Source organism: Bradyrhizobium ottawaense (assembly GCF_002278135.3).
Classification (GTDB): Bacteria; Pseudomonadota; Alphaproteobacteria; order Rhizobiales; family Xanthobacteraceae; genus Bradyrhizobium; species Bradyrhizobium ottawaense.
The window spans coordinates 2430988-2453355 of the sequence record NZ_CP029425.2 but is presented as its reverse complement, the minus strand read 5'-3'; the positions used below and the strand labels follow the sequence as shown (position 1 = coordinate 2453355).

23 protein-coding genes, 1 other RNA gene and 1 pseudogene are annotated in these 22368 nt (G+C 64.5%); 14 read left to right on the top strand and 11 right to left on the bottom strand.

From position 1 onward, the window contains the following. Positions 1-42: 42 nt before the first annotated feature. From hflC to CIT37_RS11610, 10 genes are all read right to left on the bottom strand, one after another. The gene (gene hflC, locus CIT37_RS11655) at positions 43-939 is read right to left on the bottom strand and encodes a protease modulator HflC (RefSeq protein ID WP_028145453.1); all 897 of its coding nucleotides are present in this window, start codon (positions 937-939) and stop codon (positions 43-45) included. Then, positions 936-2072 (bottom strand): FtsH protease activity modulator HflK, encoded by a 1137-nt coding sequence (gene hflK, locus CIT37_RS11650; RefSeq protein ID WP_028145454.1) that lies wholly within the window; start codon positions 2070-2072, stop codon positions 936-938. The genes hflC and hflK overlap by 4 nt, the downstream gene beginning before the upstream one ends. Before the next feature lie 153 nt (positions 2073-2225). Beyond that, complete coding sequence (locus tag CIT37_RS11645) at positions 2226-2735, bottom strand: dihydrofolate reductase (protein WP_095426100.1); 510 nt, start codon at positions 2733-2735, stop codon at positions 2226-2228. Further along, a complete protein-coding gene (locus CIT37_RS11640) occupies positions 2735-3220 on the bottom strand; it encodes a GNAT family N-acetyltransferase (RefSeq protein ID WP_095426099.1) in 486 nt (161 codons plus the stop codon). Before CIT37_RS11640 ends, CIT37_RS11645 begins: the two co-directional genes overlap by 1 nt. Positions 3221-3225: 5 nt before the next feature. Continuing rightward, positions 3226-4020, bottom strand: coding sequence for a thymidylate synthase (locus tag CIT37_RS11635; protein ID WP_095426098.1), 795 nt, complete (start codon positions 4018-4020; stop codon positions 3226-3228). A gap of 171 nt (positions 4021-4191) precedes the next feature. Beyond that, complete coding sequence (locus CIT37_RS11630; RefSeq protein ID WP_095426097.1) at positions 4192-5172, bottom strand: tripartite tricarboxylate transporter substrate binding protein BugD; 981 nt, start codon at positions 5170-5172, stop codon at positions 4192-4194. Between the two features lie 143 nt (positions 5173-5315). Continuing rightward, positions 5316-6830, bottom strand: a complete 1515-nt coding sequence (locus tag CIT37_RS11625) for a tripartite tricarboxylate transporter permease (RefSeq protein ID WP_028145458.1) — start codon at positions 6828-6830, stop codon at positions 5316-5318. 7 nt (positions 6831-6837) lie between these two features. Further along, entirely contained in the window at positions 6838-7599 is a 762-nt protein-coding gene (locus CIT37_RS11620) for a tripartite tricarboxylate transporter TctB family protein (protein ID WP_028145459.1), read from the bottom strand. A 94-nt stretch (positions 7600-7693) separates the two neighbouring features. Beyond that, complete coding sequence (locus tag CIT37_RS11615; RefSeq protein ID WP_095426096.1) at positions 7694-8224, bottom strand: chromate transporter; 531 nt, start codon at positions 8222-8224, stop codon at positions 7694-7696. After that, complete coding sequence (locus CIT37_RS11610) at positions 8221-8838, bottom strand: chromate transporter (protein WP_095426095.1); 618 nt, start codon at positions 8836-8838, stop codon at positions 8221-8223. Before CIT37_RS11610 ends, CIT37_RS11615 begins: the two co-directional genes overlap by 4 nt. A gap of 96 nt (positions 8839-8934) precedes the next feature. Between CIT37_RS11610 and ssrA the strand changes: the two genes are divergently transcribed. The 12 genes from ssrA to CIT37_RS11550 all read left to right on the top strand — a co-directional run bounded on the left by ssrA (position 8935) and on the right by CIT37_RS11550 (position 20339). Beyond that, positions 8935-9300, top strand: a transfer-messenger RNA (tmRNA) gene (gene ssrA, locus CIT37_RS11605). A 110-nt stretch (positions 9301-9410) separates the two neighbouring features. Beyond that, the gene (locus CIT37_RS11600) at positions 9411-9929 is read left to right on the top strand and encodes an SspB family protein (protein WP_028145462.1); all 519 of its coding nucleotides are present in this window, start codon (positions 9411-9413) and stop codon (positions 9927-9929) included. An 89-nt stretch (positions 9930-10018) separates the two neighbouring features. After that, on the top strand, positions 10019-11452 hold the full coding sequence (fumC, locus tag CIT37_RS11595) for a class II fumarate hydratase (RefSeq protein ID WP_095426094.1): 1434 nt from the start codon (positions 10019-10021) through the stop codon (positions 11450-11452). Between the two features lie 281 nt (positions 11453-11733). Next, on the top strand, positions 11734-11922 hold the full coding sequence (locus tag CIT37_RS11590; RefSeq protein WP_028145464.1) for a DUF4169 family protein: 189 nt from the start codon (positions 11734-11736) through the stop codon (positions 11920-11922). Next, a complete protein-coding gene (locus CIT37_RS11585) occupies positions 11919-12170 on the top strand; it encodes a ribbon-helix-helix domain-containing protein (RefSeq protein ID WP_018319702.1) in 252 nt (83 codons plus the stop codon). The genes CIT37_RS11590 and CIT37_RS11585 overlap by 4 nt, the downstream gene beginning before the upstream one ends. A gap of 124 nt (positions 12171-12294) precedes the next feature. Beyond that, positions 12295-12570, top strand: a complete 276-nt coding sequence (locus CIT37_RS11580; RefSeq protein WP_018319701.1) for a FeoA family protein — start codon at positions 12295-12297, stop codon at positions 12568-12570. Between the two features lie 37 nt (positions 12571-12607). Continuing rightward, positions 12608-14479 (top strand): ferrous iron transporter B, encoded by a 1872-nt coding sequence (feoB, locus tag CIT37_RS11575; RefSeq protein ID WP_028145465.1) that lies wholly within the window; start codon positions 12608-12610, stop codon positions 14477-14479. Between the two features lie 191 nt (positions 14480-14670). Next, positions 14671-14952: a hypothetical protein gene (locus CIT37_RS11570; protein WP_028145466.1), complete on the top strand. Its 282-nt coding sequence runs from the start codon at positions 14671-14673 to the stop codon at positions 14950-14952. Between the two features lie 94 nt (positions 14953-15046). Next, a complete protein-coding gene (gene cax / locus CIT37_RS11565) occupies positions 15047-16150 on the top strand; it encodes a calcium/proton exchanger (RefSeq protein WP_028145467.1) in 1104 nt (367 codons plus the stop codon). Positions 16151-16317: 167 nt separating this feature from the next. Next, complete coding sequence (locus CIT37_RS11560; protein ID WP_028145468.1) at positions 16318-16815, top strand: GNAT family N-acetyltransferase; 498 nt, start codon at positions 16318-16320, stop codon at positions 16813-16815. 306 nt (positions 16816-17121) lie between these two features. Further along, complete coding sequence (locus CIT37_RS11555; RefSeq protein WP_028145469.1) at positions 17122-18636, top strand: ATPase domain-containing protein; 1515 nt, start codon at positions 17122-17124, stop codon at positions 18634-18636. Further along, complete coding sequence (locus tag CIT37_RS11550; protein ID WP_028145470.1) at positions 18633-20339, top strand: ATP-binding protein; 1707 nt, start codon at positions 18633-18635, stop codon at positions 20337-20339. Before CIT37_RS11555 ends, CIT37_RS11550 begins: the two co-directional genes overlap by 4 nt. A gap of 87 nt (positions 20340-20426) precedes the next feature. Here CIT37_RS11550 and CIT37_RS11545 read toward each other — a convergent pair. After that, positions 20427-20644: pseudogene (locus CIT37_RS11545) on the bottom strand (LysR family transcriptional regulator); the annotation flags it as partial. A gap of 155 nt (positions 20645-20799) precedes the next feature. Here CIT37_RS11545 and CIT37_RS11540 point away from each other — a divergent pair. Continuing rightward, positions 20800-21273 (top strand): cyclophilin-like fold protein, encoded by a 474-nt coding sequence (locus CIT37_RS11540; protein ID WP_244611227.1) that lies wholly within the window; start codon positions 20800-20802, stop codon positions 21271-21273. Positions 21274-21297: 24 nt separating this feature from the next. Continuing rightward, a complete protein-coding gene (locus tag CIT37_RS11535) occupies positions 21298-22317 on the top strand; it encodes a zinc-dependent alcohol dehydrogenase family protein (RefSeq protein ID WP_095426093.1) in 1020 nt (339 codons plus the stop codon). Positions 22318-22368: the final 51 nt, after the last annotated feature.

Genomic DNA, 22368 nt, shown 5'->3' with positions numbered 1-22368 from the left:
GTCTGGACGAAGGGCGGCGAGATCCGCCGCCCTTTGTCTAGCTTACGGCTTCGCCGGCGTCTCGGTCGCCGTCTTGCCGGACGGGTTACTGAAGTACCGGAAGAAATCCGAGTCCGGCCGCAGCAGGAAGCGGGTGTCGTTCGACTTCAGCCCGTTCTCGTAGGCCGTCATCGACCGGTAGAAGGCGAAGAAGTCGGCATCCTTGCTGTAGGCTTCGGCGAACAGGCGGTTGCGCTCGGCATCGCCCGCACCCCGGGTCTGCTCGGCCTGCGAATTCGCTTCCGCGACGATGACGGTCGCCTCACGATCGGCCTTGGACTTGATCTCCTGGGCCTTCTGGCCGCCCTGTGCGCGGAACTCGGCCGCCTCGCGCTCGCGCTCCGTCTTCATACGTTGATAGACCGCCTGGCTGTTCTGCTCCGGCAGGTCGGCGCGGCGGATCCTGACGTCGACGACCTGGATGCCGTAGCCGTCGGCCTCGCGATCGAGCTGGTCGCGGATGCGCTGCATCAGCTTCTCGCGATCGTCGCGCACCACGTTGATGAAGGTGACCTCGCCCAGCACGCGGCGCAGCGCCGCGTTCAGGAGCGTGGTGAGCTGGATGTTGGCAGCCTGGATCGAGCCGACGCTCTGATAGAAGCGCAGCGCATCCTTGATGCGGTAGCGCGCGAAGGCGTCAACCACGAGCCGCTTCTGATCGGAGGCGATCGCTTCCTGCGACGGGTTCTCCAGGTCGAGAATCCGCTTGTCGATGTTGATCACCGAATTCCACGGCGCCTTGAAGTGCAGGCCGGGTGCGGTGACGACGTCGACGGGCCGGCCGAACTGCAGCACGATGGTCTGCTCGGTCTGCTGCACCGTGAATAGCGACATGTAGCCGACGATCACGACGAGCAGGAGCCCAAGCAGCGTGACGATACCTGTGACCGGGGACCTCATCGGCTACCTCCGCTCGACTGCGGACCGGTGGTAGGCGGCCGCTTGGTCGTCAGTTCGCCGAGCGGCAGATAGGGCACGATGCCCTGGCCCGAGGGCCCGCCGTCATAGACCAGCTTGTCCGCGCCGCCGAGCACGCGCTCCATCGTCTCCAGATAGATCCGTTCACGCGTCACGTCGGGCGCCTTCTTGTATTCCTCGTACACCTTCAGGAAGCGCGCGCTCTGGCCCTTGGCCTCGGCAACCGCCTGCTCCTTGTAACCTTCGGCGGCTTGCATGATCTGCGCCGAGCGTCCGCGCGCCTGCGGCACCACCTGGTTGGCGTAGGTCTGTGCCTCGTTCTGCAACTGCTCGAGATTGGCGCGCGCCGCCTGGACGTCGCGGAAGGCGTCGATCACCTGCGCCGGCGGATCGACCTTCTGCATCTGCACCTGGCTGACCTGAATGCCGGCGCCGTAGCTGTCCAGAGTCTTCTGGATCAGCTCCTGCACGCCCTGCTCGGTGACGTTGCGCGCGCCGGTGAGGATCGGCTGGATCTGCGAGCGGCCGATCACCTCGCGCATCGCGCTCTCGGAGACCGCCTTCACGGTGCCTTCGGGATTCTGGATGTTGAAGAGGAAGTCGCCGACGCCATCCGGCTTGATGCGCCAGAGCACGGTGAAGTCGACGTCGACGATGTTCTCGTCGCCGGTCAGCATCAGGCTCTCTTCCGGCACGTCACGAATGGAGCGGCCGCGCCGCGCCGGATCGTCGATCAGCGTCATGCCGATGGAGATGGTGTTGACGCGCAGCGCCTTGGGCAGCAGCACTGTCTCGATCGGATAGGGCAGATGATAGTTCAGGCCCGGCTGCACGGTGCGAACATGCTTGCCGAAGCGCAGCACGACGCCGAGCTCTTCGGACTGCACGCGGAAGAAGCCCGACAGCAGCCAGAACGCGACGATCAGCAGCACGATCAGCGTGATGCCGATGCCGGAGAAATAGCCGCCCGGCATGATCTGCTGGAGGCGGTCCTGGCCGCGCCGCAGAAGGTCTTCCAGATCCGGCGGCCTCGGCCCGACCGGTTGCGGGCCTGAGCCCCATGGTCCCTTCGGACCCGAGCCCCATGGGCCACCGCCCTGATTCTTCCACGGCATTCGACGCTCTCCTCGGCAGGGTGGAATTGCCCCCGCCCGCTTTGTCCGGTCCGGCTTTATAGGGGACAGGCAAGTCCCTTACAACGCAGCGGTGCCCGTCTTCCGAGCTATGCTCGGGCACGAAAAAGTCAATGTAAACATTGACGAAAGCGGTTAATGGCCGCGCCGCCGACGATATGTCACATAGGAGAAGTCGGCGCTGTCGTCGGGGCCGGCAGCATGGCGGATACGTTCAACCTCGTCCCATTCCGCATTGTCGATGTCGAAACGCGTGTCGCCTTCGGGGCGCGCGTGCACTTCGGTGACTTCGAGGCGATCGGCGCGATCGAGCCATTGCCGATAGATCTCGGCGCCGCCGATCACCGCGATCTCGGTGACCGAACGCCGCAGGGCGTCGCCAAGCGCAACCGCGCCGGCATCGGCGGCCGATGTCGTGACAATGGCGCCGTTGGCGCGATAGGCCGCATCGCGCGTGATCACGATGTTGGTGCGGTCCCGCAGCGGCCGGGGCAAGGATTCGAAGGTCTTGCGGCCCATGACCACGGGCTTGCCGATCGTCAGCGCCTTGAAGCGCGCCATGTCGGATTTCATGCGCCACGGCATGGCGTTGCCGGCGCCGATGACGCCGTTCTCCGCGATCGCGACGACGAAGACGATCTCCATCAGGGCGCACTCCCGGCAAGCCGCGTCAGCGCCGGCCCGGTGACACGGCACAGCGTCCAGTCCTCCATCATGACCGCGCCGAGCGATTTGTAGAACGCGATCGACGGCGCGTTCCAGTCGAGCACCGCCCATTGCAGGCGGGACCAGCCGTTCTCGACGCATTCCTTGGCGAGATGGACCAGCAGCGCCTTGCCGAGGCCCCTGCCCCGGTGCGACGGCCGCACGTAGAGATCTTCGAGATAGATGCCATGGCGGCCGCTGAATGTGGAGAAATTCGCAAACCACACCGCGAAGCCGACCGGATCGCCGTCCCACTCGGCGATCGCGCAATAGAGTTGCGGTCTCTCGCCGAACAGCGCGTCAGCGATGTCGGCCTCGGTCGCCTCGACCTCGTGCAAGAGCTTTTCGTATTCGGCGAGTTCTCGGATGAAAGCGAGAACGAGCCCGGCTTCGCCCGGGCGCACACGGCGGATGTTGAGCGACATCGGCGCTAAACCGCGACTTCCGCCTTGATGTGCGGATGAGGGTCGTAGCCGACGAGCTCGAAATCCTCAAAGCGGAAGGAGAAGATGTCCTTCACATCGGGATTGATCCGCATCACCGGCAGCGCGCGCGGCGCGCGCGTGAGCTGAAGCCGGGCCTGCTCCAGATGGTTGGAATAGAGATGGGTATCGCCGAACGAATGCACGAAGTCGCCGGGCTTCAGGCCGGTGACCTGCGCCACCATCATGGTCAGCAGCGCATAGGAGGCGATGTTGAAGGGCACGCCGAGGAAGACGTCGGCCGAGCGCTGATAGAGCTGGCAGGACAGCTTGCCGCCTGCGACGTAGAACTGGAACAGACAATGGCATGGCGGCAGCGCCATCTTGTCGACTTCGGCTGGATTCCACGCCGAGACGATCAGGCGGCGCGAGTCCGGATTGCGCTTGATCATGTCGACCACGTTCGCAATCTGGTCGATGCTGCGGCCGTCAGGCGCCGGCCAGGCGCGCCATTGATGACCATACACCGGGCCGAGATCGCCATTGGCGTCCGCCCATTCGTCCCAGATGGTGACGCCGTTGTCCCTGAGATATTTGATGTTGGTGTCGCCCTTCAGGAACCACAGCAGCTCGTGGATGATCGCCTTCAGCGGCAGCCGCTTGGTGGTCAGCATCGGGAAGCCGGCCGACAGATTGAAGCGCATCTGATGACCGAACACCGAGAGCGTACCGGTGCCGGTCCGGTCGGTCTTTTCGGCGCCGTCTGAAAGAATCCGCTCGAGCAGGTCCTGATACTGGTGCATGTGCGACTGAGCCTTTGGGGAGCCGGCGAACTTAGCGGCCGCCCCCGCGCTGCAACAGCGGCGATTCGCTGTCCGCTCCGATTATACCCGGAAAAGTGAGTCCTCCCGGCGCAAACGACAAGGGGCGGAACTTACGTCCCGCCCCTTGCCCTATCAGCTTGATCGCATTGCCTAAGTTGCCGGCTTCAGCACCGGGGTCCATTTCGCGATTTCGTTCTTCACGAGGGTGGCCAGCGCCTCCGGCGTCCGCTCCGCGGGACCCGGGATGACGCTGCCGAGCTCGAGCAGGCGCTTCTTCACGGTCTCGTCGTCGAGCGCCTTGTTGGCCGCAGCGTTTAGGCTGGCCAGGATCGCCGGCGAGGTTCCCTTGGGCGCGAACATCGCATTCCAGGCCTGGGCCTGGAATTTCGGCAGGCCCGCTTCTGCCGTCGTCGGCACGTTCGGAAGCGACGGATTGCGCTCCGGCGTTGCGATCGCATAGGCCTTGATGGTGCCGGCATTGATCTGCGGCACGGCATTGACGATCTGGTCGCACATGTAGTCGACCTGCCCCGCCACCAGCGCGTTCATCGCAGGTCCCGTGCCGTTGAAGGGGACCCCGACCGGCTTGATGTCGAGGATCGAGTGCAGCAGCTCGCAGGAGACGTGCGAGACCGAGCCGACGCCGGCATGGGCAGCGTTCACCTTCTCGGCGTTGGCCTTCACATAGGCCACGAACTCCTTCAAATCCTTCGGCGGAAAGTCCTTGCGCGCGAGGATCAGGATCGGGGTACCCGCGAGCAGCGCGATCGGCTCGAAGTCCTTCTCGGGATGATAGGCGAGCTTGGGATAGAGCGGCACGGAGGCGGCATGCGTGCCCATATGCCCGGTGATGAGCGTATAGCCGTCATTGGCCGCGCGCGCGGCGCGGGTGGTTGCGGTGGTGCCGCCGGCGCCGACCACGTTCTCGATGATGATGCTCTGTCCCAGCGTCTGCGCCATATGCCCGGTGACGATGCGCGAGATCACGTCAGTCGGTCCGCCAGCCGCGAACGGTACGATCATGGTGATGCTGCGCGTCGGATAAGTCTGCGCATCGGCCGGCGCAGCAAAAGTGCACAGCGAGGCGAGCGCTGCGGCACATGCGCTCGTGAGCGCGCGAATGAAGGTCATGTCGATCCCCGTCGTTCCCTTGGACACAAGCAAAATGCCGGCCCAAAGGCCGGCATTTTCATTTCACGAAGCCGTAACACAAGTCGATTCGACTTCCGAATGCGGCGCGCCGACGCAGGCGACGGCGCCGACGCAGGAGCCCCCTAGTTCTCGGACTCCGTGAACACCTGGTCGCGCTTCGACCGCAACACAGGCAGCACCGTAAGCAGCAGCAGGCTCGCCGCGATCGCGAGCAGCACCGCCGACAGCGGACGCGTCAGGAACACGCTCCAGTCGCCACGCGAGATCAGCAGCGCACGGCGCAGGTTCTCTTCCATCAGCGGTCCGAGCACCATGCCGAGCAGCAGCGGTGCCGGCTCGAAATCGTGCTTGATCAGCCAGTAGCCGACGAGACCGAACACGCCGGCAAGGATGACGTCGACCGGCGCGTTGTTCACCGAGTAGATGCCGATCGCGCAGAAGATCACGATCGAGGGGAACATCAGCCGGTACGGCACGCGGAGCAACCGGACCCAGATTCCGACCAGCGGCAGGTTGATGATGATCAGCATCAGATTGCCGATCCACATCGAGGCGATCATGCCCCAGACCAGGTCGGGCTGCTTCTGCATCACCTGCGGACCCGGCACGATGCCGTGGATGGTCATCGCGCCCACCATCAGCGCCATCACCGCGTTCGGCGGGATGCCGAGCGTCAAGAGCGGGATGAAGGAGGTCTGCGCCGCAGCGTTGTTGGCGCTTTCCGGCGCCGCCACGCCCTCGATCGCGCCGCGGCCGAACCGCTTCGGATCCTTCGCGAGCTTCTTCTCGAGCGTATAGGCCGCGAACGAGGCGATGACCGCGCCGCCGCCGGGCAGGATGCCGAGGATCGAGCCGAGCACGGTGCCGCGCAGGATCGGCGGCGTCGAGTCGATCAGATCCTTCCTGGTCGGCATCAGGCCGGTGATCTTCTGCTGCACGAGGTCGCGGTTCATCTCGGCACCGGCGTCGAGATTGCGGATGATCTCGGCAAAGCCGAACACGCCCATCGCCACCGTCGCAAAGCCGAGGCCGTCGGCGAGCTCCGGAATGTTGAAGGCCATGCGCGAGGCGCCGGTCTCGATGTCCGAGCCGACCATCGACAGCAGCAGGCCGAACACGATCATCGCGATCGCCTTCAGCACCGAGCCCTTGGCCAGCACGACCGCAAAGATCAAGCCGAGCACCATCAGCGAGAAATACTCGGCCGGGCCGAACGCCAGCGCGAGCTTGGTGAGCGGCGCGCCGAGCACGGCAATCAGCACGGTCGCAACGCAGCCGGCGAAGAACGAGCCGATCGCCGCGATCGCCAGCGCCGGGCCGGCGCGGCCCTGCTTGGCCATCTGGTGACCGTCGATGGCGGTGACGACCGATGTCGCCTCACCTGGAATATTGACCAGGATCGACGTGGTCGAGCCGCCATACTGGGCGCCGTAATAGATGCCGGCGAGCATGATCAGCGCGCCGACCGGCGGCAATCCGAAGGTGATCGGTAGCAGCATCGCGACCGTGGCGATGGTGCCGATGCCCGGGAGCACGCCGACCAGGGTGCCGACGAGGGCGCCGATCAGGCACATCAGGAGGTTGATCGGGGACAGCGCGACGGCAAAACCGTGAGCGAGGTTGGCAAAGATATCCATCACACCCTCACTGGATCAGGAAACGCGGGTACATCGGCATCGGCAGCCCGAGCACGTACGGAAACAGGATCGCGCAGCCGATCGTCAGGCAGGCGCCGACGATGGCGGCCTCCAGCCAGCGCGTCTCGTGCGACCCCGTCGCGGCGATCATGAAGCTCGCAAAGGCCGTGACCACGAGGCCGAGCGGCCGGATCGCCAGCGCGAAGAACAGGATCGCGGCCATTACGAACATCGGCCCGCGCCACGAGTAATGGGCCATCGCCGGCCCATCGGTCAAAAGGCCGGTCAGGGCGATGCCGGCGGACAAGGCGACCAGCAGTCCGCCGAACATCCGCGGCGCAGTGCCGGCGCCGAAGGAGAAGCCGCGCATGCCCTGCAGATCGCTCGAGGCCCACAGTGCAAACAGGGCCAGCGCCATCAGGATGACCCCGCCGACATAGTCCTGCGCCGACTTGATGGTCATGAACAGCGTGACGATCGCCACCGCAAAGATCGGATAGGAATAGATCAGCGCGAGCAGCACCTCGGACGACGCCTTCTTGGTGTCACCGGTGGCCGCTCCCATCAACGTACCGGGCGCACCGACGAGCAACGCGGTGGCGTGGCTGATCACGACCGTGGCCGGGCCGCGGCCCGCGCCCCAACCGAAAATCGTCCCTATCGACCAGATGAATTCGAAAATCTGCGGCGCAATCGCCAGCAGACAGAAGCCGAGCGCCACCGATGTGTTTCGGGTGGCAGTCGCCGAGTGGCCCATCGTATCGGCCATGCATGTCTCCTCCGCGACCCGTAAGTCACGAGCACTGTTGTTCTAAATCGGCTGGAAATGGATCCCCCGCCCGACCACTGCCTAGCGATTTTCATTACACAATGCCAGCAAAACCCAACAGTCCCCCGGCGAGCAGGAGCCAGAGTGGATTGATGCGCGAGACCGAGGCGATCACCGCAACCATTGCGGTCAGAAGCACTGCAGCAATTGTGCGATCGGTCGACTGGGCCAGGATCAGGGCACTCGCCGCCATCAATCCGATCGAAAGCGGAACCAGTGCAGCCTGGATCAAACCGGGCCAGCGCGATTTGCTGGGCCGATTCAGGAGGCGGCTGACATAATAGGCAAGCAACGCGGTCGGCAGGCACATCGCCAGCGTCGCCGCCAGCGCGCCGGGGATGCCGGCGACGGCATAGCCGATTAACGTCACGATAAGCACGTTCGGACCTGGCGAGAGCTGCGCGATCGCATAGGCATCGGTGAACTGCTTGTCGGTCATCCAGTGATGCACCTCGACCGCGATGCGGTGCATCTCGGGCACCGCCGCCGCGGCGCCGCCGACGGCGAGCAGCGACATCAGTCCAAAGGTGGAGATCAGCGCCCAGATCGGATTCTCAGGCTTCATGCTGCTACTTTCCGCCGCAGGAAAAAAGTGGCGCCGACACTGACGGGGATCGCGACCAGCAGCACCGCAGGAAGCGGCAGGCGGAGCACGCCGATGGCGAGGAACACGCCGGCCATCAGGATCAGTGCGAGGGGATCCGTCCTCTTCAGCAGCGGCGTCATCATGCGGAACACTACCGCGATCAAGAGACCGACCGCCGCGCAGGAGATGCCGGCGAGGCTGCGGCGCAGCACGTCGAGGTCACCGTAACGGGCGTAGATGATCGCAAGCACCGTCATGATCAGCGTCGGCGGCAGCAACAACCCGGCAAAGGCGGCAAGCCCGCCCGCGATCCCGCGCAGCCTTGATCCGAACACCATGGACAGATTGACGATGTTGGGCCCGGGCAGGAAATGGCAGAGCGCAAAAGTCTCGTTGAACTCGTCCGCATTCATCCAGCGGTGCTGCTCGACGATCGCCCGCCGGGCAAACACCAAGACCCCGCCGAAGCCGGCCAGCGACATCCGGGCGAAGGCCAGGAACAGCGCGAGCAGGCCGGGCGACTCGGCGCCGGCGGCCGGTTGATCCGGCACCTGATCTGGTTGTTGGGCCGCCGGTGCGGAATCGTCGGGCATCACAGGAGCTTAGAGGGCCGGTCGCCACGCCGCCAAGCTCCGGCCCCTGCCCGTCCGGAACCTATCCAAAGGGAACCGTGGGATCGCCGCGCGAAACACCTGTCATTCGAAACCTTTGCGCCCTATATTGGGGCTGCCGGTTCGCCGGCTATGGAAATAAACGGTCGTCGCAATAAACCATTCGGACCCGGGGGCGGTACCCGGCGCCTCCACCAAAGCCCACCAACCGGTCATCCCGAAGCGGGCTTTGGCGGGGGCGAAATAGGATCGACGAGGGCGTAAAGGGCGTACTTTTTCCCGGTATTGTTCCGCCGTTATCGGGCTACTGCAATAGTTGCCAACGACAACTTTGCTCCGGTTGCTCAGGCTGCGTAACGCAGTTTGAAAGACCATCTTAAAGTCCTAACGGGTTAAGCTCCGTTAGGCGGGGTTCGGAGGCACCTGGCAACAGAAGCCTCCACTTTACTCTTGATTTCTTCCCCGGCGGGGACTCCTGCTGATCCGTCAGGCGCGGTACTATTGCGGCTTGGCGAGTCGGCACGGTCCGGCTTCGGGGATGCAACAGGACCACCATGGCGACCGATCATATCCGATACGATGTGCTGGCCCGCGACGCGCTGCGCGGCGTGCTGCGGAAGGTGCTGACCGATGCCGCGGCCCAGGGCCTGCCGGGCGAGCACCATTTCTTCATCACCTTCGTGTCGAAGGCCGAGGGCGTGAAGTTGTCGTCGCGGCTGCTGGCGCAATATCCGGAAGAGATGACGATCATCCTGCAGCATCAGTTCTGGGACCTGACCGTGCTCGAGGACCGCTTCGAGGTCGGCCTGTCCTTCGGCGGCATTCCGGAACGGCTGATCGTGCCGTTCAGCGCCATCAAGAGCTTCCTCGATCCGTCCGTGAAGTTCGGCCTGCAGTTCGACACGTCTGACGTTGCCGAGGTCGCGCCCGAGACGCTGCCGACAGCTCCCGCGCCATCGGCCGTCGCCGTGCAGACGCCCGCCCCTGAAACGGCGGAAAGCACGGAGGAGCCGGCGGCCCCGAACCAGGGCGGCGCCGAAGTCGTGCGGCTCGATCGTTTCCGCAAGAAATGATCTAGATTAGGTTCGAGCCCGTCGCACGCGGCCGAACTCCCTATATAGAGAAGCACACGAAAGAGCCGCGCGGTGTTTCGCGCGGTAGAATGGATGTGCTCATGGCCAAAGCCGCCCGCGCGAAGACCGCCCGCCCCGCCACCCGCATCGAGACCGACAGTTTCGGTCCCATCGAGGTCCCTGCCGACCGCTATTGGGGCGCGCAGACCGAACGCTCGCGCCAGAACTTTCGCATCGGCACCGACCGCATGCCGATCTCGCTGGTGCACGCGCTCGGCATCGTCAAGCTCGCCGCGGCACAGTCCAACCTCGAGCTCGGCCTGCTCGACCGGCGCCGCGCGGGCGCCATCATCCGCGCCGCCCGCGAGGTGATCGAGGGCAAGCTCGATGACCATTTCCCGCTCGTCGTGTGGCAGACCGGCTCGGGCACGCAGAGCAACATGAACCTCAACGAGGTGATCGCCAACCGCGCCAACGAGCTGCTCGGCGGCGAGCTCGGCGCCAAGAAGCCGGTGCATCCCAACGATCACGTCAACATGAGCCAGTCGTCGAACGATTCGTTTCCGACCGCGATGCACATCGCGGCCGCAAGTCGCATCACTGCCGATCTCATTCCTGCGCTCGATGAGCTGCTCCGCGCGCTGCGCAAAAAGGAGAAGGCGTTCGCAAACATCGTCAAGATCGGCCGAACTCATACGCAGGATGCCACGCCCCTGACGCTCGGCCAGGAGTTTTCCGGCTATGCCGCGCAGGTCGAAAGCGGCATCGCCCGGCTCAAGGTCGCGGTGAAGGACCTCTATCCGCTGGCGCAGGGCGGCACCGCCGTCGGCACCGGCCTCAACTCGAAGCCGCGCTTCGCGAAGCTTTTCGCCAAGCACGTGGTCGGGATCACGAAGCTGCCCTTCACCAGCGCCGCCAACAAATTCGAGGCACTGGCCTCCAACGACGCCTACGTGCTGGCGCACGGCGCCATCAATTCGGTCGCGACAGGCCTGTTCAAGATCGCCAACGACATCCGCCTCCTGGGATCAGGCCCGCGCTCAGGGCTAGGCGAGCTGATCCTGCCGGAGAACGAGCCGGGCTCCTCGATCATGCCGGGCAAGGTCAATCCGACCCAGTGCGAGGCGATGACCATGGTGTGCTGCCAGGTGTTCGGCAATCACACCGCGATCACGGTGGCCGGCAGCCAGGGCCATTTCGAGCTCAACGTCTACAAGCCCGTGCTCGCCTACAACATGCTGCACTCCATCCGCCTGATCGCGGATGCGGCGCGATCCTTTACCGAGCATTGCGTGAGCGGCATCCGTGCCGACGAAAAGCGCATAAGTGAGTTGATGCAGCGCTCGCTGATGCTGGTGACGGCGCTCGCCCCGAAGATCGGCTACGACAATGCCGCCAAGGTGGCCAAGACGGCCCATGCCAACGGCACCACGTTGAAGGAGGAGGCGCTGCGGCTCGGCTTCGTCTCGGCTGATGAGTTCGATCGCCTGGTACGTCCCGAGAAGATGACCAGCCCGGGATAGAACTCCGAATTCCGATAGCCATCCGTAATGATACGGACGCTCGGCGCCCTAGAAATGTGCGGCTTTGGGGGCGGGATTTGATTACCGTCAATGTTCCGGCAGGACGGCGTGCTACGCAGCCCTTCCGCCCCTCGACGGGGGCGAAATTCATCGTTTGATGGCCCTAGAGGCCGATTGACGAGGACAAGCGAATGGCGATCAAGTCTTGTGGGGCGCAGTGCGGCACCCTGTTTCTGAATGTTTCATCCTGCCTGGAAAGGATCGGATGATGGAGACGCGGCATGGGGAACGTCATCAACCTGAATCGTTTCAGGAAGCGCGCCGAACGGGAAGCCTCGGCGAAGCAGGCGGACGCCAACCGGACGAAGTTCGGCCGCACGAAGGCGGAACGGTCGGCGCAGGAGACACGCGCGGACAAGGCGAAAGCGCATCTGGATCAGCATCAGATCGATCGCGAGGAGCAGCCATGAAGTCGCCCGTCGTGAAACGGTCGATCGTCGTCGCCGGGCACAAGACCAGCGTCAGCCTGGAAGAGGCGTTCTGGAACGGCATGAAGGAGATTTCCGGCTTGCGCAACATGACGTTGTCCGAGCTGGTCGGCGAGATCGACAACAACCGCCAGCAGGGCAATTTGTCGTCGGCGATCCGCCTGTTCGTGCTGGACTACTTCAAGAGCCGGGCCATGGCCCCCCAGCCGGACAAGGTCGCGGCCCAGTAGCCAACCCAGCCCTCGGGGGCGCCTTCGACGGCGCTCCGCCACCCGCACTTTAAAATCACTCTAAGGTGCGGTTTCAGGGAGCGCGCGCGCTTGACCTCAATGCCTTGCGTTGAAAATACAGGGCATGACCGACACCAATGACACGCGCCCGCACATGCCGCTGGGTCTGGCCCAGCGCGGCTATACCGGCGTCATCCAGCATCTTTCCGCTCGCGAGGCGGGCTCGGCGCTCTCCGACATCGAGCTCGAGAGCCGCCTGATCGAGCTCGGCTTCGTCGAAGGCGCCCGGGTCGAGGTCCTGCACGAGGGGCTGGTCGGGCGCGACCCGATCGCCGTGCGGGTCGACAGCATCACGATTGCGGTCCGACGCCGCGAAGCCATGGCCATCATCGTCGCCTAGACAGCGACCGGACCTCTGATCCCGGACCAGTGATTCCATGGAATTACCCCTGCTGCATCTCGCCCTGGTGGGCACGCCGAACAGCGGCAAGACTTCGCTGTTCAATGCCCTGACGGGCAGCCGGCAGAAGGTCGCGAACTATCCGGGCGTCACCGTCGAGCGCAAGGAAGGCTTCTTCGTCACTCCGCTGGGACGTCAGGTCTCGGTGGTCGACCTGCCCGGCACCTATTCGCTGCGCGGCCGCAGCCCCGACGAGGAGATCACCCGCGACTTCGTGCTCGGCAAGGCGTCCGGCGAGACCGTGCCCGACCTCGTGCTGTGCGTGGCCGATTCGACCAATTTGCGGCTGACCATCCGCCTGCTGCTCGAGCTCAAGCGCACCGGACGGCCGATGCTGCTCGTGCTCAACATGTTCGACATCGCGGCCCGCCGCGGCATTACCGTCGACACGGAGCGGCTCGCCAAGGAGCTCGGCCTGCCCGTGGTCACCTCGATCGCGGTGCGCAAGGGCGGCACCGCCGACCTCTTGAAGCTGACCGACGAGATCTCGGCAAAGCTCGCCGCCGAGGCGGCGGCGAACAGCTGGCGCGCGCTCAGCGTCGGCGAACTACGCGCGACCCAGCGCGAGGCCGACCGCATCATCGCCGACTGCGTCAGCCTGCCTGCTAGGCCCGACACCTGGACCGCGCGGATCGACGCGATCGTGCTGCATCCGGTCGGCGGCCTCATCGTGCTCGCGCTGATCCTGTTCGTGATGTTCCAGGCGGTGTTCGCCTGGGCGCAACCAGCAATGGACGTGCTCAAGTCCGGCTTCGACGCGCTCGGGGAGCTCGTGCAGGCCACCCTGCCCGACGGCCTGTTGCAGAGCTTCCTGCAGAATGGCGTGATCTCCGGCGTCGGCAGCGTCATTGTGTTCCTGCCGCAGATCATCCTCATCTTCCTGTTCATCCTGCTGCTGGAAGATTTCGGCTATATGGCGCGCGCCGCGTTCCTGATGGATCGCATCATGGGCGGCGCCGGCCTGCACGGCCGCGCCTTCATACCGCTGCTGTCGAGCTTTGCCTGCGCCATTCCCGGCATCATGGCGACGCGCGTGATCGACAACAAGCGCGACCGGCTGACCACGATCCTGATCGCGCCGCTGATGACCTGCTCGGCGCGTATTCCAGTCTACACGCTGATCATCTCGGCTTTCATCCCTGCGAAGGACGTCTGGGGCTTCATCAACCTGCAGGGCCTCGTGATGTTCGGCCTCTACGCCGCCGGCATCATCAGCGCGCTTGCCGTCTCGTTCCTGATCAAGTTCTTCATGCTGCGCGACTTTGCGCCGGCGCCGTTCATGCTGGAGCTGCCGGACTACAAGATGCCGCAGCTGAAATCGATCGCGATCGGCATCTACACCCGCGCCAAGATGTTCCTGGTGCGCGCCGGCACCACGATCTTCTCGATGATGGTGCTGATCTGGTTCCTGGCCTCGTTCCCGCAGCCGCCGGCGGGCGCCACCGAGCCCGCCATCGACTTCAGCCTCGCCGCCATCATCGGCAAGGCGCTCGAACCCCTGCTCGCCCCGGTCGGCTTCAACTGGCAGATCGCGGTCGCGCTGATCCCGGGCATGGCGGCGCGCGAGGTCGCGGTCGCGGCGCTCGGCACCGTCTATGCGATCGAGGGCGGCAAGGAAGCGGCCGAGCAGATCGGCCAGGTGCTCGCGACGAAATGGTCGCTCGCCACCGCGCTGTCGATGCTGGCCTGGTACATCTTCGCGCCGCAATGCGCCTCGACGCTGGCCGTGATCCGGCGCGAGACCGGAAGCTGGACCTGGATGGCCGTGACCTTCACCTACATGCTGGTGCTGGCCTATGCCGCGAGCCTCCTGACGTACAACGTCGCGGTGGCGCTGGGCGCCGGCTGAAGCCCTCAAAACTAAAATTGCGAAAACAACCCCATGCACAGTAGACCGGGGTTGTGAAATCAATGGCTTACGCGAGTGCAGGAATCATCCGGGCCAGGCGATCCCAGGAAACCGCGACCATTGATTTCGGTCAATGGTCCACCTCACCCGCCTGTCACGCTTTCTCGTCGTCCTGCAAAGGGAGAGAGCACATGACTGGACATGCCAAGCTGATCGGACTGTTCGTCACCGCCGCGCTGTTCACGGCAGCGCCCCTGTCGTTCCACACCTCGCCGGTGGATGCGCTCGCCGTGTCCGTTGACACCGCCGAGGCCCGCGTCGGACGCCCGCTCACGCCGGGAAGCGTTGCCGGCGTCAACCGCAGGGTCCATCGGCGGGCTTACTACGGTGCCGCAGCGGCGGGAGCTGCCGCCTATGGCGCCTATGGCTATCGCCGGGCTTGTGGATATCACCCCTATCCGCCCTGCTATTGAGGCGCCGGTTCGAGGGCGCACAAGCCGTTGAGCTAGATCAACACCGGGCCCCACTCCGGCGGCAGCGTCGAGGTCTGACCGCGTAGGACGGACCATGAACGCGCTGCTCAGGGAAATCCGGCACAGCCCGCTGCTGTGGCTGCTGGCTGTCGTGCCTGTCGTGATCGTGCTCGAGCATGTCATGCCGGACGCGCATACGCTGCTGTTCGTGCTGGCCGTGATCGCCATCGTGCCGCTCGCGAGCCTGCTCAGCCACGCGACGGAGGCCGTGGCCGAGAAGACCGGCGATGCGGTCGGCGGGCTGTTGAACGCCACGCTTGGCAATCTCACGGAGCTCATCATCGCGGTCACGGCGTTGCAGGCCGGTCAATACATGCTGGTCAAAGCCTCGATTGCGGGTGCGATCGTGACCAACTCGCTATTCATGCTGGGCGCATCGCTGTTTCTGGGCGGATTGAGGCATCGCGTGCAGGAATACAACCGGGCAGGCGGCAGGCTCCATTCCGCGCTGCTGCTGATGGCCACGATCGCCCTGTTGTCACCCTCGGCCGTGGCCGACCTCGACTTTCCCGGCCACGAGGCGACGGTGCAGCGCTTGAGCACCGCCTTGGCGGTCCTGCTGATTGCGGCCTACGGTCTCAGCCTGCTGTTCTCGCTGAAGACGCACAAGGAGCTGTTTGCAAGCAGCGACCATGGCGAGGCAGGCGGCCCGATACTGCCGATTGCGATCGCCGTTCCGACACTGGGAATCGTCACCGTGCTGGTGGCACTCGTGAGCGAGATCTTCGTGACATCGGTGCAGAAGGCCGCCGAAACGCTCGGCATGACCCCGGCATTCGTCGGATTCATCGTCGTTGCCCTGGTCGGGGCTGCGGCCGAGATGGCCGTGGCGTTTTCCGCGGCACGCCGCAACCGGCTCGACTTGAGCGTGAGCATCGCGCTCGGAAGCGCCAGCCAGATCGCCTTGTTCGTCGCACCCGTTCTCGTGCTGCTGAGCTACGTCGTCGGGCCGCAGCCCATGGACCTTCAATTCTGGCCGGGAGCGGTGACCATGGTCATGATCGCCACCGTGGTGACGAGCTTCGTCACCAATGGCGGACGCTCCGCCTGGTTCGTCGGTGCCCTCCTGCTCTGCATCTACACGATCTTCGCGATGACGCTCTACATGGTCCCGCCCGGCTCGCACGGCCCGGTCTAAAGCATGATCCGGAAAAGTGCGCGGCGGTTTTCCCGAAAGGACCATGCTTGAACAAAAACCTAAAGGCCGCGAGCCGGTTGACCTGTCGGGCAAAACAGCGGCACGATGGCATCATCGGCCTCAACAACATCCAGATCGCGACCAGCTCCGCGCGACACCCTGCTTCCATGGATCGCTTCAGTACCGACAACCTGACCGCCGAGAGGCTGAACGAAAGTCACCTCGCCGACCTCGTCGCGCTCCATCTGGATCCCGAAGCGTCGCGTTACATCGGCGGCGTGCGTTCGGCGGAGGCAACGGAGAAATATCTCGCCGTCAACATGGCGCACTGGGATCAATACGGTTTTGGCCTGTGGACCCTGCGCACGAAAGACGGCGCATTTGCCGGGCGGGCCGGCATCCGGCACATCCTGGTGGATGACGTGGACGAGATCGAGATCGCCTACGCGTTCACACCCAGTCTCTGGGGCCGGGGATTTGCCAGCGAGACCGCGACCGAGCTGACTGAGATCGGGCTGTCACAACTCGAGCTGCCGTCTCTCATCGGCATCGTCTATACCGCAAACGGCGCATCGCGCCGCGTGCTGGAGAAATCGAATTACCTGCTCGAGCGGCGCACGAGTCGTCACGGCGAGGACGTGGTGATCTACCGCGCAAGGCGATGACCGCCACGATGCGACCGGATCCACCTGCGGCGAGCACAGGAGCTTGTGTTCAGTTTTGAACCGACAGCACCGAGCTATCGGCACAGTCTATTGCGGCTCGTCCCTTGGACGCTCCCGACCCGCAACTGGCTTCTTGCACGATAGCTCAAGCCGGGGCCACCGATCGCCCGGGCAAACCTCTTTGCGGGAACTCGTTCCTGTCTGAAGAGTTCCTTGGAAGGACCTCTTCTTCGGTCCAACCCCGGCTGCCAGCCTCTGGGCGCTCGGGCAAAATCAGCTTCCGGAAGATATGCGCGAGGGGGTTCAATGACCGGTCCGTCGAGGGCTGCTCCAGACAGCGACCTTAAGGATTCGCCGAGAGTTTCGACCGGCAGCGACGGCCTGGATGACATCCTGGGCGGCGGCCTGGACGCCAATCGGATGTATCTTTACGAGGGCCGGCCCGGCACCGGCAAGACCACGATCGCGCTGCAATTCCTTCTGAGAGGTGTGCGTGATGGCGAACGCGTGCTCTATATCTCCCTGTCCGAAACCAAGAGGGAGCTGAGTGTCGTCGCGCGTCGGCATGGCTGGTCGCTGGACGGGGTCGACATCTTCGAACTGGTGCCACCGGAGACGACGCTCGACCCGGAGCGCGAGCTCACGGTCTTCCATCCCGCCGAAATGGAGCTGAGCGAAACCACCAATTTGATCTTCAGGGAGGTCGAACGAATTGATCCCACCCGCGTGGTGCTCGACAGCCTGTCCGAACTGCGCCTGCTGGCGCAGAACCCGCTGCGCTATAGGCGTCAGGTTCTGGCCCTGAAGCACTTTTTCACCAACCGCAACTGCACTGTCGTTCTCCTCGACGATCTCTCGTCCTCTCAGGACGACCTGCAACTGCATTCGATTGCGCACGGCGTGGTGATGCTCGAACAGCTCGCCATCGACTACGGGGCCGAGCGGCGCCGTCTTCGCGTGATCAAGATGCGGGGCATCCGGTTTCGCGGTGGTTACCACGATTTTACAATTTCGGAAGGCGGCTTGCGGATCTTCCCCCGGCTCGTCGCGGCCGAACATCACAAGTCCTTCGCCGGTGAGCCCATGTCCAGCGGCAACGCCGAGCTCGATCAGCTCTTGGGAGGCGGGCTCGAACGCGGCACCAACGCGCTTCTGCTCGGCTCTGCCGGTGCGGGCAAGTCGTCGGTCGCACTGACCTATGCCATTGCGGCGGCCGAACGTGGCGAGCACGCCGTATTCTTCGCATTCGATGAAGGCCGTGGAACGGTCGAAGCACGTGCACGGACACTTGGCTTGCCTCTGGAGAAACATCTCGCCTCGGGAAAAATCCGGTTTCAACAGATCGATCCGGCCGAACTGTCGCCCGGTGAGTTCGCGGCGACGCTCCGCCGAAGCGTCGAGGCCGACAACGCCCGCCTTGTCGTCATCGACAGCCTGAACGGTTACCTGAACGCGATGCCGGATGAACGTTTTCTCATCCTGCAGATGCATGAACTCCTGAGCTACCTGGCACAGCAGGGCGTCCTCACCATCCTGATCCTCGCTCAGCATGGGCTTGTAGGTCCCATGGATACGCCGCTCGACATCAGCTATTTGAGCGATGCAGTGCTGATGCTGCGCTATTTCGAATTCGGTGGAACGGTGCGGCGCGCCTTGTCAGTCGTCAAGAAGCGTAGCGGCAATCACGAGCATAGCATTCGCGAATTCCGGCTCGGCAGCAGCGGGATCAGGCTCGGCCCGCCACTGCAGGAGTTCAGCGGCATCTTTTCCGGCAATCCGCATTATACCGGCAGGGCACTGCCGGAAGGGCCATTCGAATGAGCCTCGACCCGGATCACCGCGTTCTCGTATTCGCCCCGATCGGCCGCGACGGGCCGGCATCGACCGAACTCTTTCGCGGCGCGAGCCTGGAGGCGGTCAACTGCCGCGATCTGTCCGCGCTCGTCAGCGCGATGACCGAAGGCGTGGGCGCGGTCTTCCTGGCCGAGGAAGGATTGTTCGGGAGAGACACGGCGCCGCTGGCACAATGGATCGAGCGCCAACCGCCGTGGTCCGACCTCCCTTTTGTCGTTCTCACCAGCCATCGAGAACAGCCGGCGGTCGTCGCGTGGCGACGCAGTATCGTCGAGCTTCTCCGTAACGTCTCGCTGCTCGAACGGCCGGTTCAGCCGATCACGCTGACCAGCGCCATCCAGTCGGCGATCAGGGCACGCCGGCGTCAATATGAAATCCGGGCTCTGCTCGAGGCCCGCGAGCAGACCGCGCAGGAGCTCGAGAAGCTGGTGGTCGAGCGGACGCGCGAGCTGAAGGAAGCCAACGAGCAACTGCGTCTCGAAATGAACGAGCGCGCTCGCGTCGAGGAGACGCTTCGCCAGGCTCAGAAGATCGAAGCCATCGGCCAGCTCACCGGCGGCGTAGCTCACGACTTCAACAACCTGCTGATGGTGATTTCCGGCGGCCTCGACATGCTCGACCGCCAGACGGACCCCAACCGCCGTCGCCGCTTGATGGACGGGATGATCCAGGCGGCGCAGCGCGGGGCCAGCCTGACCAAGCAGCTTCTGGCGTTTTCGCGCCGACAGAAGCTGCGCCCGGAACCCGTCGACGTCGCCGCACAGATCGGCGGCATGCGCGAGCTGCTCGATCGAAGCCTGAGAGGCGACGTCCATGTCGAGTTCGAATTTCCGGATTCGCTGTGGCCGGTGGAGGTCGATCCCGGGGAGCTCGAGCTGGTGATCCTCAACCTGGCCGTCAATGCCCGCGACGCCATGCCGAACGGCGGCACGATCCTCGTCCGCGGCGAAAACCTGCCCGAGCTGAACGACGCGGAGATCGCCGGCGACTATGTCCGGCTGTCCGTGATCGACACAGGTGTCGGCATGGCTCCGGAGATCCTGTCGCGGGTCTTCGAGCCCTTCTTCACGACCAAGGACGTCGGCAAGGGCTCGGGACTTGGGCTCGCGCAGGTCCATGGATTTGCGACGCAGTCTCGGGGCACGGTCCGCATTCAATCGGAGGCCGGCCGGGGCACCAGCATCGAACTGTACCTGCCGCGATCGTTCGATGTCCCTTCGAGCGAGCGGCACCTCATCGACCTCACCAGGGTGCGACCGAAGAAAAGCAACCAGGGCCGAATCCTGCTGGTCGAAGACGACGACGAGGTTGCCGCACTGGTCGCCGAGATGCTCGGCCAACTCGGTTACGAAGTCACACGCGCCGCCAGCGCTGCCGCGGCTCTCGGCGCTTTGGCCGATGGTCGCTCCGTCGATGTGATCTTTTCGGACATCATGATGCCCGGCGGCATGAATGGGGTTGAACTCGCACACGAGATCAAACGGCGTCGCAACGACATACCGGTTCTGCTGACCAGCGGCTACGCCGAAGCCTCCGTCCATGAGGCGCAGGCGGCGGGCATCCAGATCCTGGCGAAGCCCTACCACATCGACGAGCTGTCTGCGGCGCTGAGCGCGGCGAGGTCAAGTCTACGGCTCGATGCAGGATCAAAGCGCTCGGGTTCGTACTGACTTCGAACGAACGGGACGGCACCGAACCGCATCGCCGGCCGCCGTCACTTCCCGCGATGACGCAGTGCGTCGACGATGACCTTGAAGCGGTGCCATCGCTTGCCGCAGCCGCTCGCCGGCCTCCGTCAGGCCGACGCTGCGGGTGGTCCGCGTCAAGAGCCGGATACCCATCTGCTCTTCGAGACGCTTGATGGTGTAGCTCAGCGTCGACTGGGCAACGCCGAGCTTGGCCGCCGCTTTGGTGAGCCGAGCTACTTGGCGATCGTGAGGAAGGAAAGAAGGTCGTTGAAATCCTGCCTGGCCATCGCCTTCCACCGCCGAGAGTTCCCATTTATGCCTCCCATCGATCAACGCAAGCGGATTAATCCATCTAATCGGATCGCCCGCCGGGCGTTATGTCCAATGGCGGAGGCGGCCGCGGCTCTCGTGCCCTCCGGCCCCGACCACAGGCGCATGTATCATGTCCAGACGTTGCTTCACGCGCCGGACCGTTGTCGGCGGCCTCGTGGCCATCGCCGCGGTGCCCGGCTCCGTCGCCGGCCTCACCGTGACGAACGCCGCCGGGCGGACGGGAGCTGCGAACATGCAGATGCGATGCGCCTTCGACCGCCACAGTTTTACGGCAACCCTTCTGGACAACCCGTCGGCGAGGGACCTCGTCGCTCTGCTGCCGCTCGACCTCGCCATCGAGGACTATTCGACCAACGAGAAGATCGCCTATCTGCCGCGCAAGCTGACGGAGCTCGACAGCGTCCCGTTCGCCGACGAGGCGCCGGGCGATCTCTGCTACTTCGCGCCCTGGGGCAATCTCGCCTTCTTCCACGGCAGCTATCGCTACTCGAAGGGCTTGATCCGTCTCGGCCATCTCGACGGCGGCGCTCAGCCCCTGCTCACGCGCGGAAAATATCCGCTGCGGCTCGAGCTTCTCTCCTGACGATCAAACCCGAAAGGTTCAGCCATGCTGGCAACACTCATGTATGGTCCCGGCGACATCCGCTGCGAAGAGGTCGACGATCCCAAGATCCTCAAGCCCACCGACGCCATCATCAAGCTGTCGGCAACCTGCATCTGCGGGTCCGACCTCTGGCCCTATCGCGGCCTGCAGCCGATCGACGGTCGTGCGCAGCACATGGGCCACGAATATTGCGGCGTGGTCGTGGAGGTCGGCAGCGAGGTGAAGACGGTGCGACCCGGGCAGTTCGTCGTCGGCTCGTTCTGCATCTCCGACAACACCTGCCCGCATTGCCGCTTCGGCTTCCATTCCTCCTGCGTCCAGCGCGAATTCATGTCGGGCGCGCAAGCCCCCTACGCGCGCGTTCCGCTGGCCGACGGCACCCTGGTCGCAACCGCTGAGCATCCGTCACCCGATCTCATTGCCGACCTGCTCGCGACCTCCGACGTGCTTGGCACCGGCTGGTATGCCGCCGATGCCGCCAACGTTTGCAAGGGATCGACCGCAATCGTAGTCGGCGACGGCGCCGTCGGCCTGATGGGCGTGCTGGCGGCCAAGGAGATGGGCGCCGAGCGGATCATCGCCATGAGCCGACACAAGACGCGGCAGCAGCTCGCGGTCGAATTCGGCGCCACCGACATCGTGGCCGAGCGCGGCGAGGCGGGCATTGCCCGCATCAAGGACCTCACCGATGGCGTCGGCGCCGATTCCGTTCTGGAGTGCGTCGGCACGCAGGAATCGATGGCGCAGGCGATCGCCTGCTCGCGGCCCGGCGGATCAATCGGCTATGTCGGCGTGCCGCACGGCGTGACCTTCGACGGCCAGGCGATGTTCTTCGCGCAGCGGCGCATGCTGGGCGGACCGGCCCCCGTCCGGCGCTTCCTGCCTGACCTGATCGGCCGCGTCCTCGCCGGCAAGATCAAGCCGGGAAAGGTGTTCGACCTCAAGCTGCCGCTGTCCGATGTCGCCGAGGGATACCGCGCCATGGACGAACGGCGCGCGATCAAGACGTTGATCACCCTCTAAGATGGGGCGACGCCTCACGGCGAGGCGAGAGAGATGATGACGGTGTGGGAG

Excerpts from the sequence above, each read along its gene's own strand:
- hflC (WP_028145453.1), bottom strand. The coding sequence starts at position 939 with ATGAGGTCCCCGGTCACAGGTATCGTCACGCTGCTTGGGCTCCTGCTC.
- hflK (WP_028145454.1), bottom strand. The coding sequence starts at position 2,072 with ATGCCGTGGAAGAATCAGGGCGGTGGCCCATGGGGCTCGGGTCCGAAG.
- CIT37_RS11645 (WP_095426100.1), bottom strand. The coding sequence starts at position 2,735 with ATGGAGATCGTCTTCGTCGTCGCGATCGCGGAGAACGGCGTCATCGGC.
- CIT37_RS11640 (WP_095426099.1), bottom strand. The coding sequence starts at position 3,220 with ATGTCGCTCAACATCCGCCGTGTGCGCCCGGGCGAAGCCGGGCTCGTT.
- CIT37_RS11635 (WP_095426098.1), bottom strand. The coding sequence starts at position 4,020 with ATGCACCAGTATCAGGACCTGCTCGAGCGGATTCTTTCAGACGGCGCC.
- CIT37_RS11630 (WP_095426097.1), bottom strand. The coding sequence starts at position 5,172 with ATGACCTTCATTCGCGCGCTCACGAGCGCATGTGCCGCAGCGCTCGCC.
- CIT37_RS11625 (WP_028145458.1), bottom strand. The coding sequence starts at position 6,830 with ATGGATATCTTTGCCAACCTCGCTCACGGTTTTGCCGTCGCGCTGTCC.
- CIT37_RS11620 (WP_028145459.1), bottom strand. The coding sequence starts at position 7,599 with ATGGCCGATACGATGGGCCACTCGGCGACTGCCACCCGAAACACATCG.
- CIT37_RS11615 (WP_095426096.1), bottom strand. The coding sequence starts at position 8,224 with ATGAAGCCTGAGAATCCGATCTGGGCGCTGATCTCCACCTTTGGACTG.
- CIT37_RS11610 (WP_095426095.1), bottom strand. The coding sequence starts at position 8,838 with ATGCCCGACGATTCCGCACCGGCGGCCCAACAACCAGATCAGGTGCCG.
- CIT37_RS11600 (WP_028145462.1), top strand. The coding sequence starts at position 9,411 with ATGGCGACCGATCATATCCGATACGATGTGCTGGCCCGCGACGCGCTG.
- fumC (WP_095426094.1), top strand. The coding sequence starts at position 10,019 with ATGGATGTGCTCATGGCCAAAGCCGCCCGCGCGAAGACCGCCCGCCCC.
- CIT37_RS11590 (WP_028145464.1), top strand. The coding sequence starts at position 11,734 with ATGGGGAACGTCATCAACCTGAATCGTTTCAGGAAGCGCGCCGAACGG.
- CIT37_RS11585 (WP_018319702.1), top strand. The coding sequence starts at position 11,919 with ATGAAGTCGCCCGTCGTGAAACGGTCGATCGTCGTCGCCGGGCACAAG.
- CIT37_RS11580 (WP_018319701.1), top strand. The coding sequence starts at position 12,295 with ATGACCGACACCAATGACACGCGCCCGCACATGCCGCTGGGTCTGGCC.
- feoB (WP_028145465.1), top strand. The coding sequence starts at position 12,608 with ATGGAATTACCCCTGCTGCATCTCGCCCTGGTGGGCACGCCGAACAGC.
- CIT37_RS11570 (WP_028145466.1), top strand. The coding sequence starts at position 14,671 with ATGACTGGACATGCCAAGCTGATCGGACTGTTCGTCACCGCCGCGCTG.
- cax (WP_028145467.1), top strand. The coding sequence starts at position 15,047 with ATGAACGCGCTGCTCAGGGAAATCCGGCACAGCCCGCTGCTGTGGCTG.
- CIT37_RS11560 (WP_028145468.1), top strand. The coding sequence starts at position 16,318 with ATGGATCGCTTCAGTACCGACAACCTGACCGCCGAGAGGCTGAACGAA.
- CIT37_RS11555 (WP_028145469.1), top strand. The coding sequence starts at position 17,122 with ATGACCGGTCCGTCGAGGGCTGCTCCAGACAGCGACCTTAAGGATTCG.
- CIT37_RS11550 (WP_028145470.1), top strand. The coding sequence starts at position 18,633 with ATGAGCCTCGACCCGGATCACCGCGTTCTCGTATTCGCCCCGATCGGC.
- CIT37_RS11540 (WP_244611227.1), top strand. The coding sequence starts at position 20,800 with ATGTCCAGACGTTGCTTCACGCGCCGGACCGTTGTCGGCGGCCTCGTG.
- CIT37_RS11535 (WP_095426093.1), top strand. The coding sequence starts at position 21,298 with ATGCTGGCAACACTCATGTATGGTCCCGGCGACATCCGCTGCGAAGAG.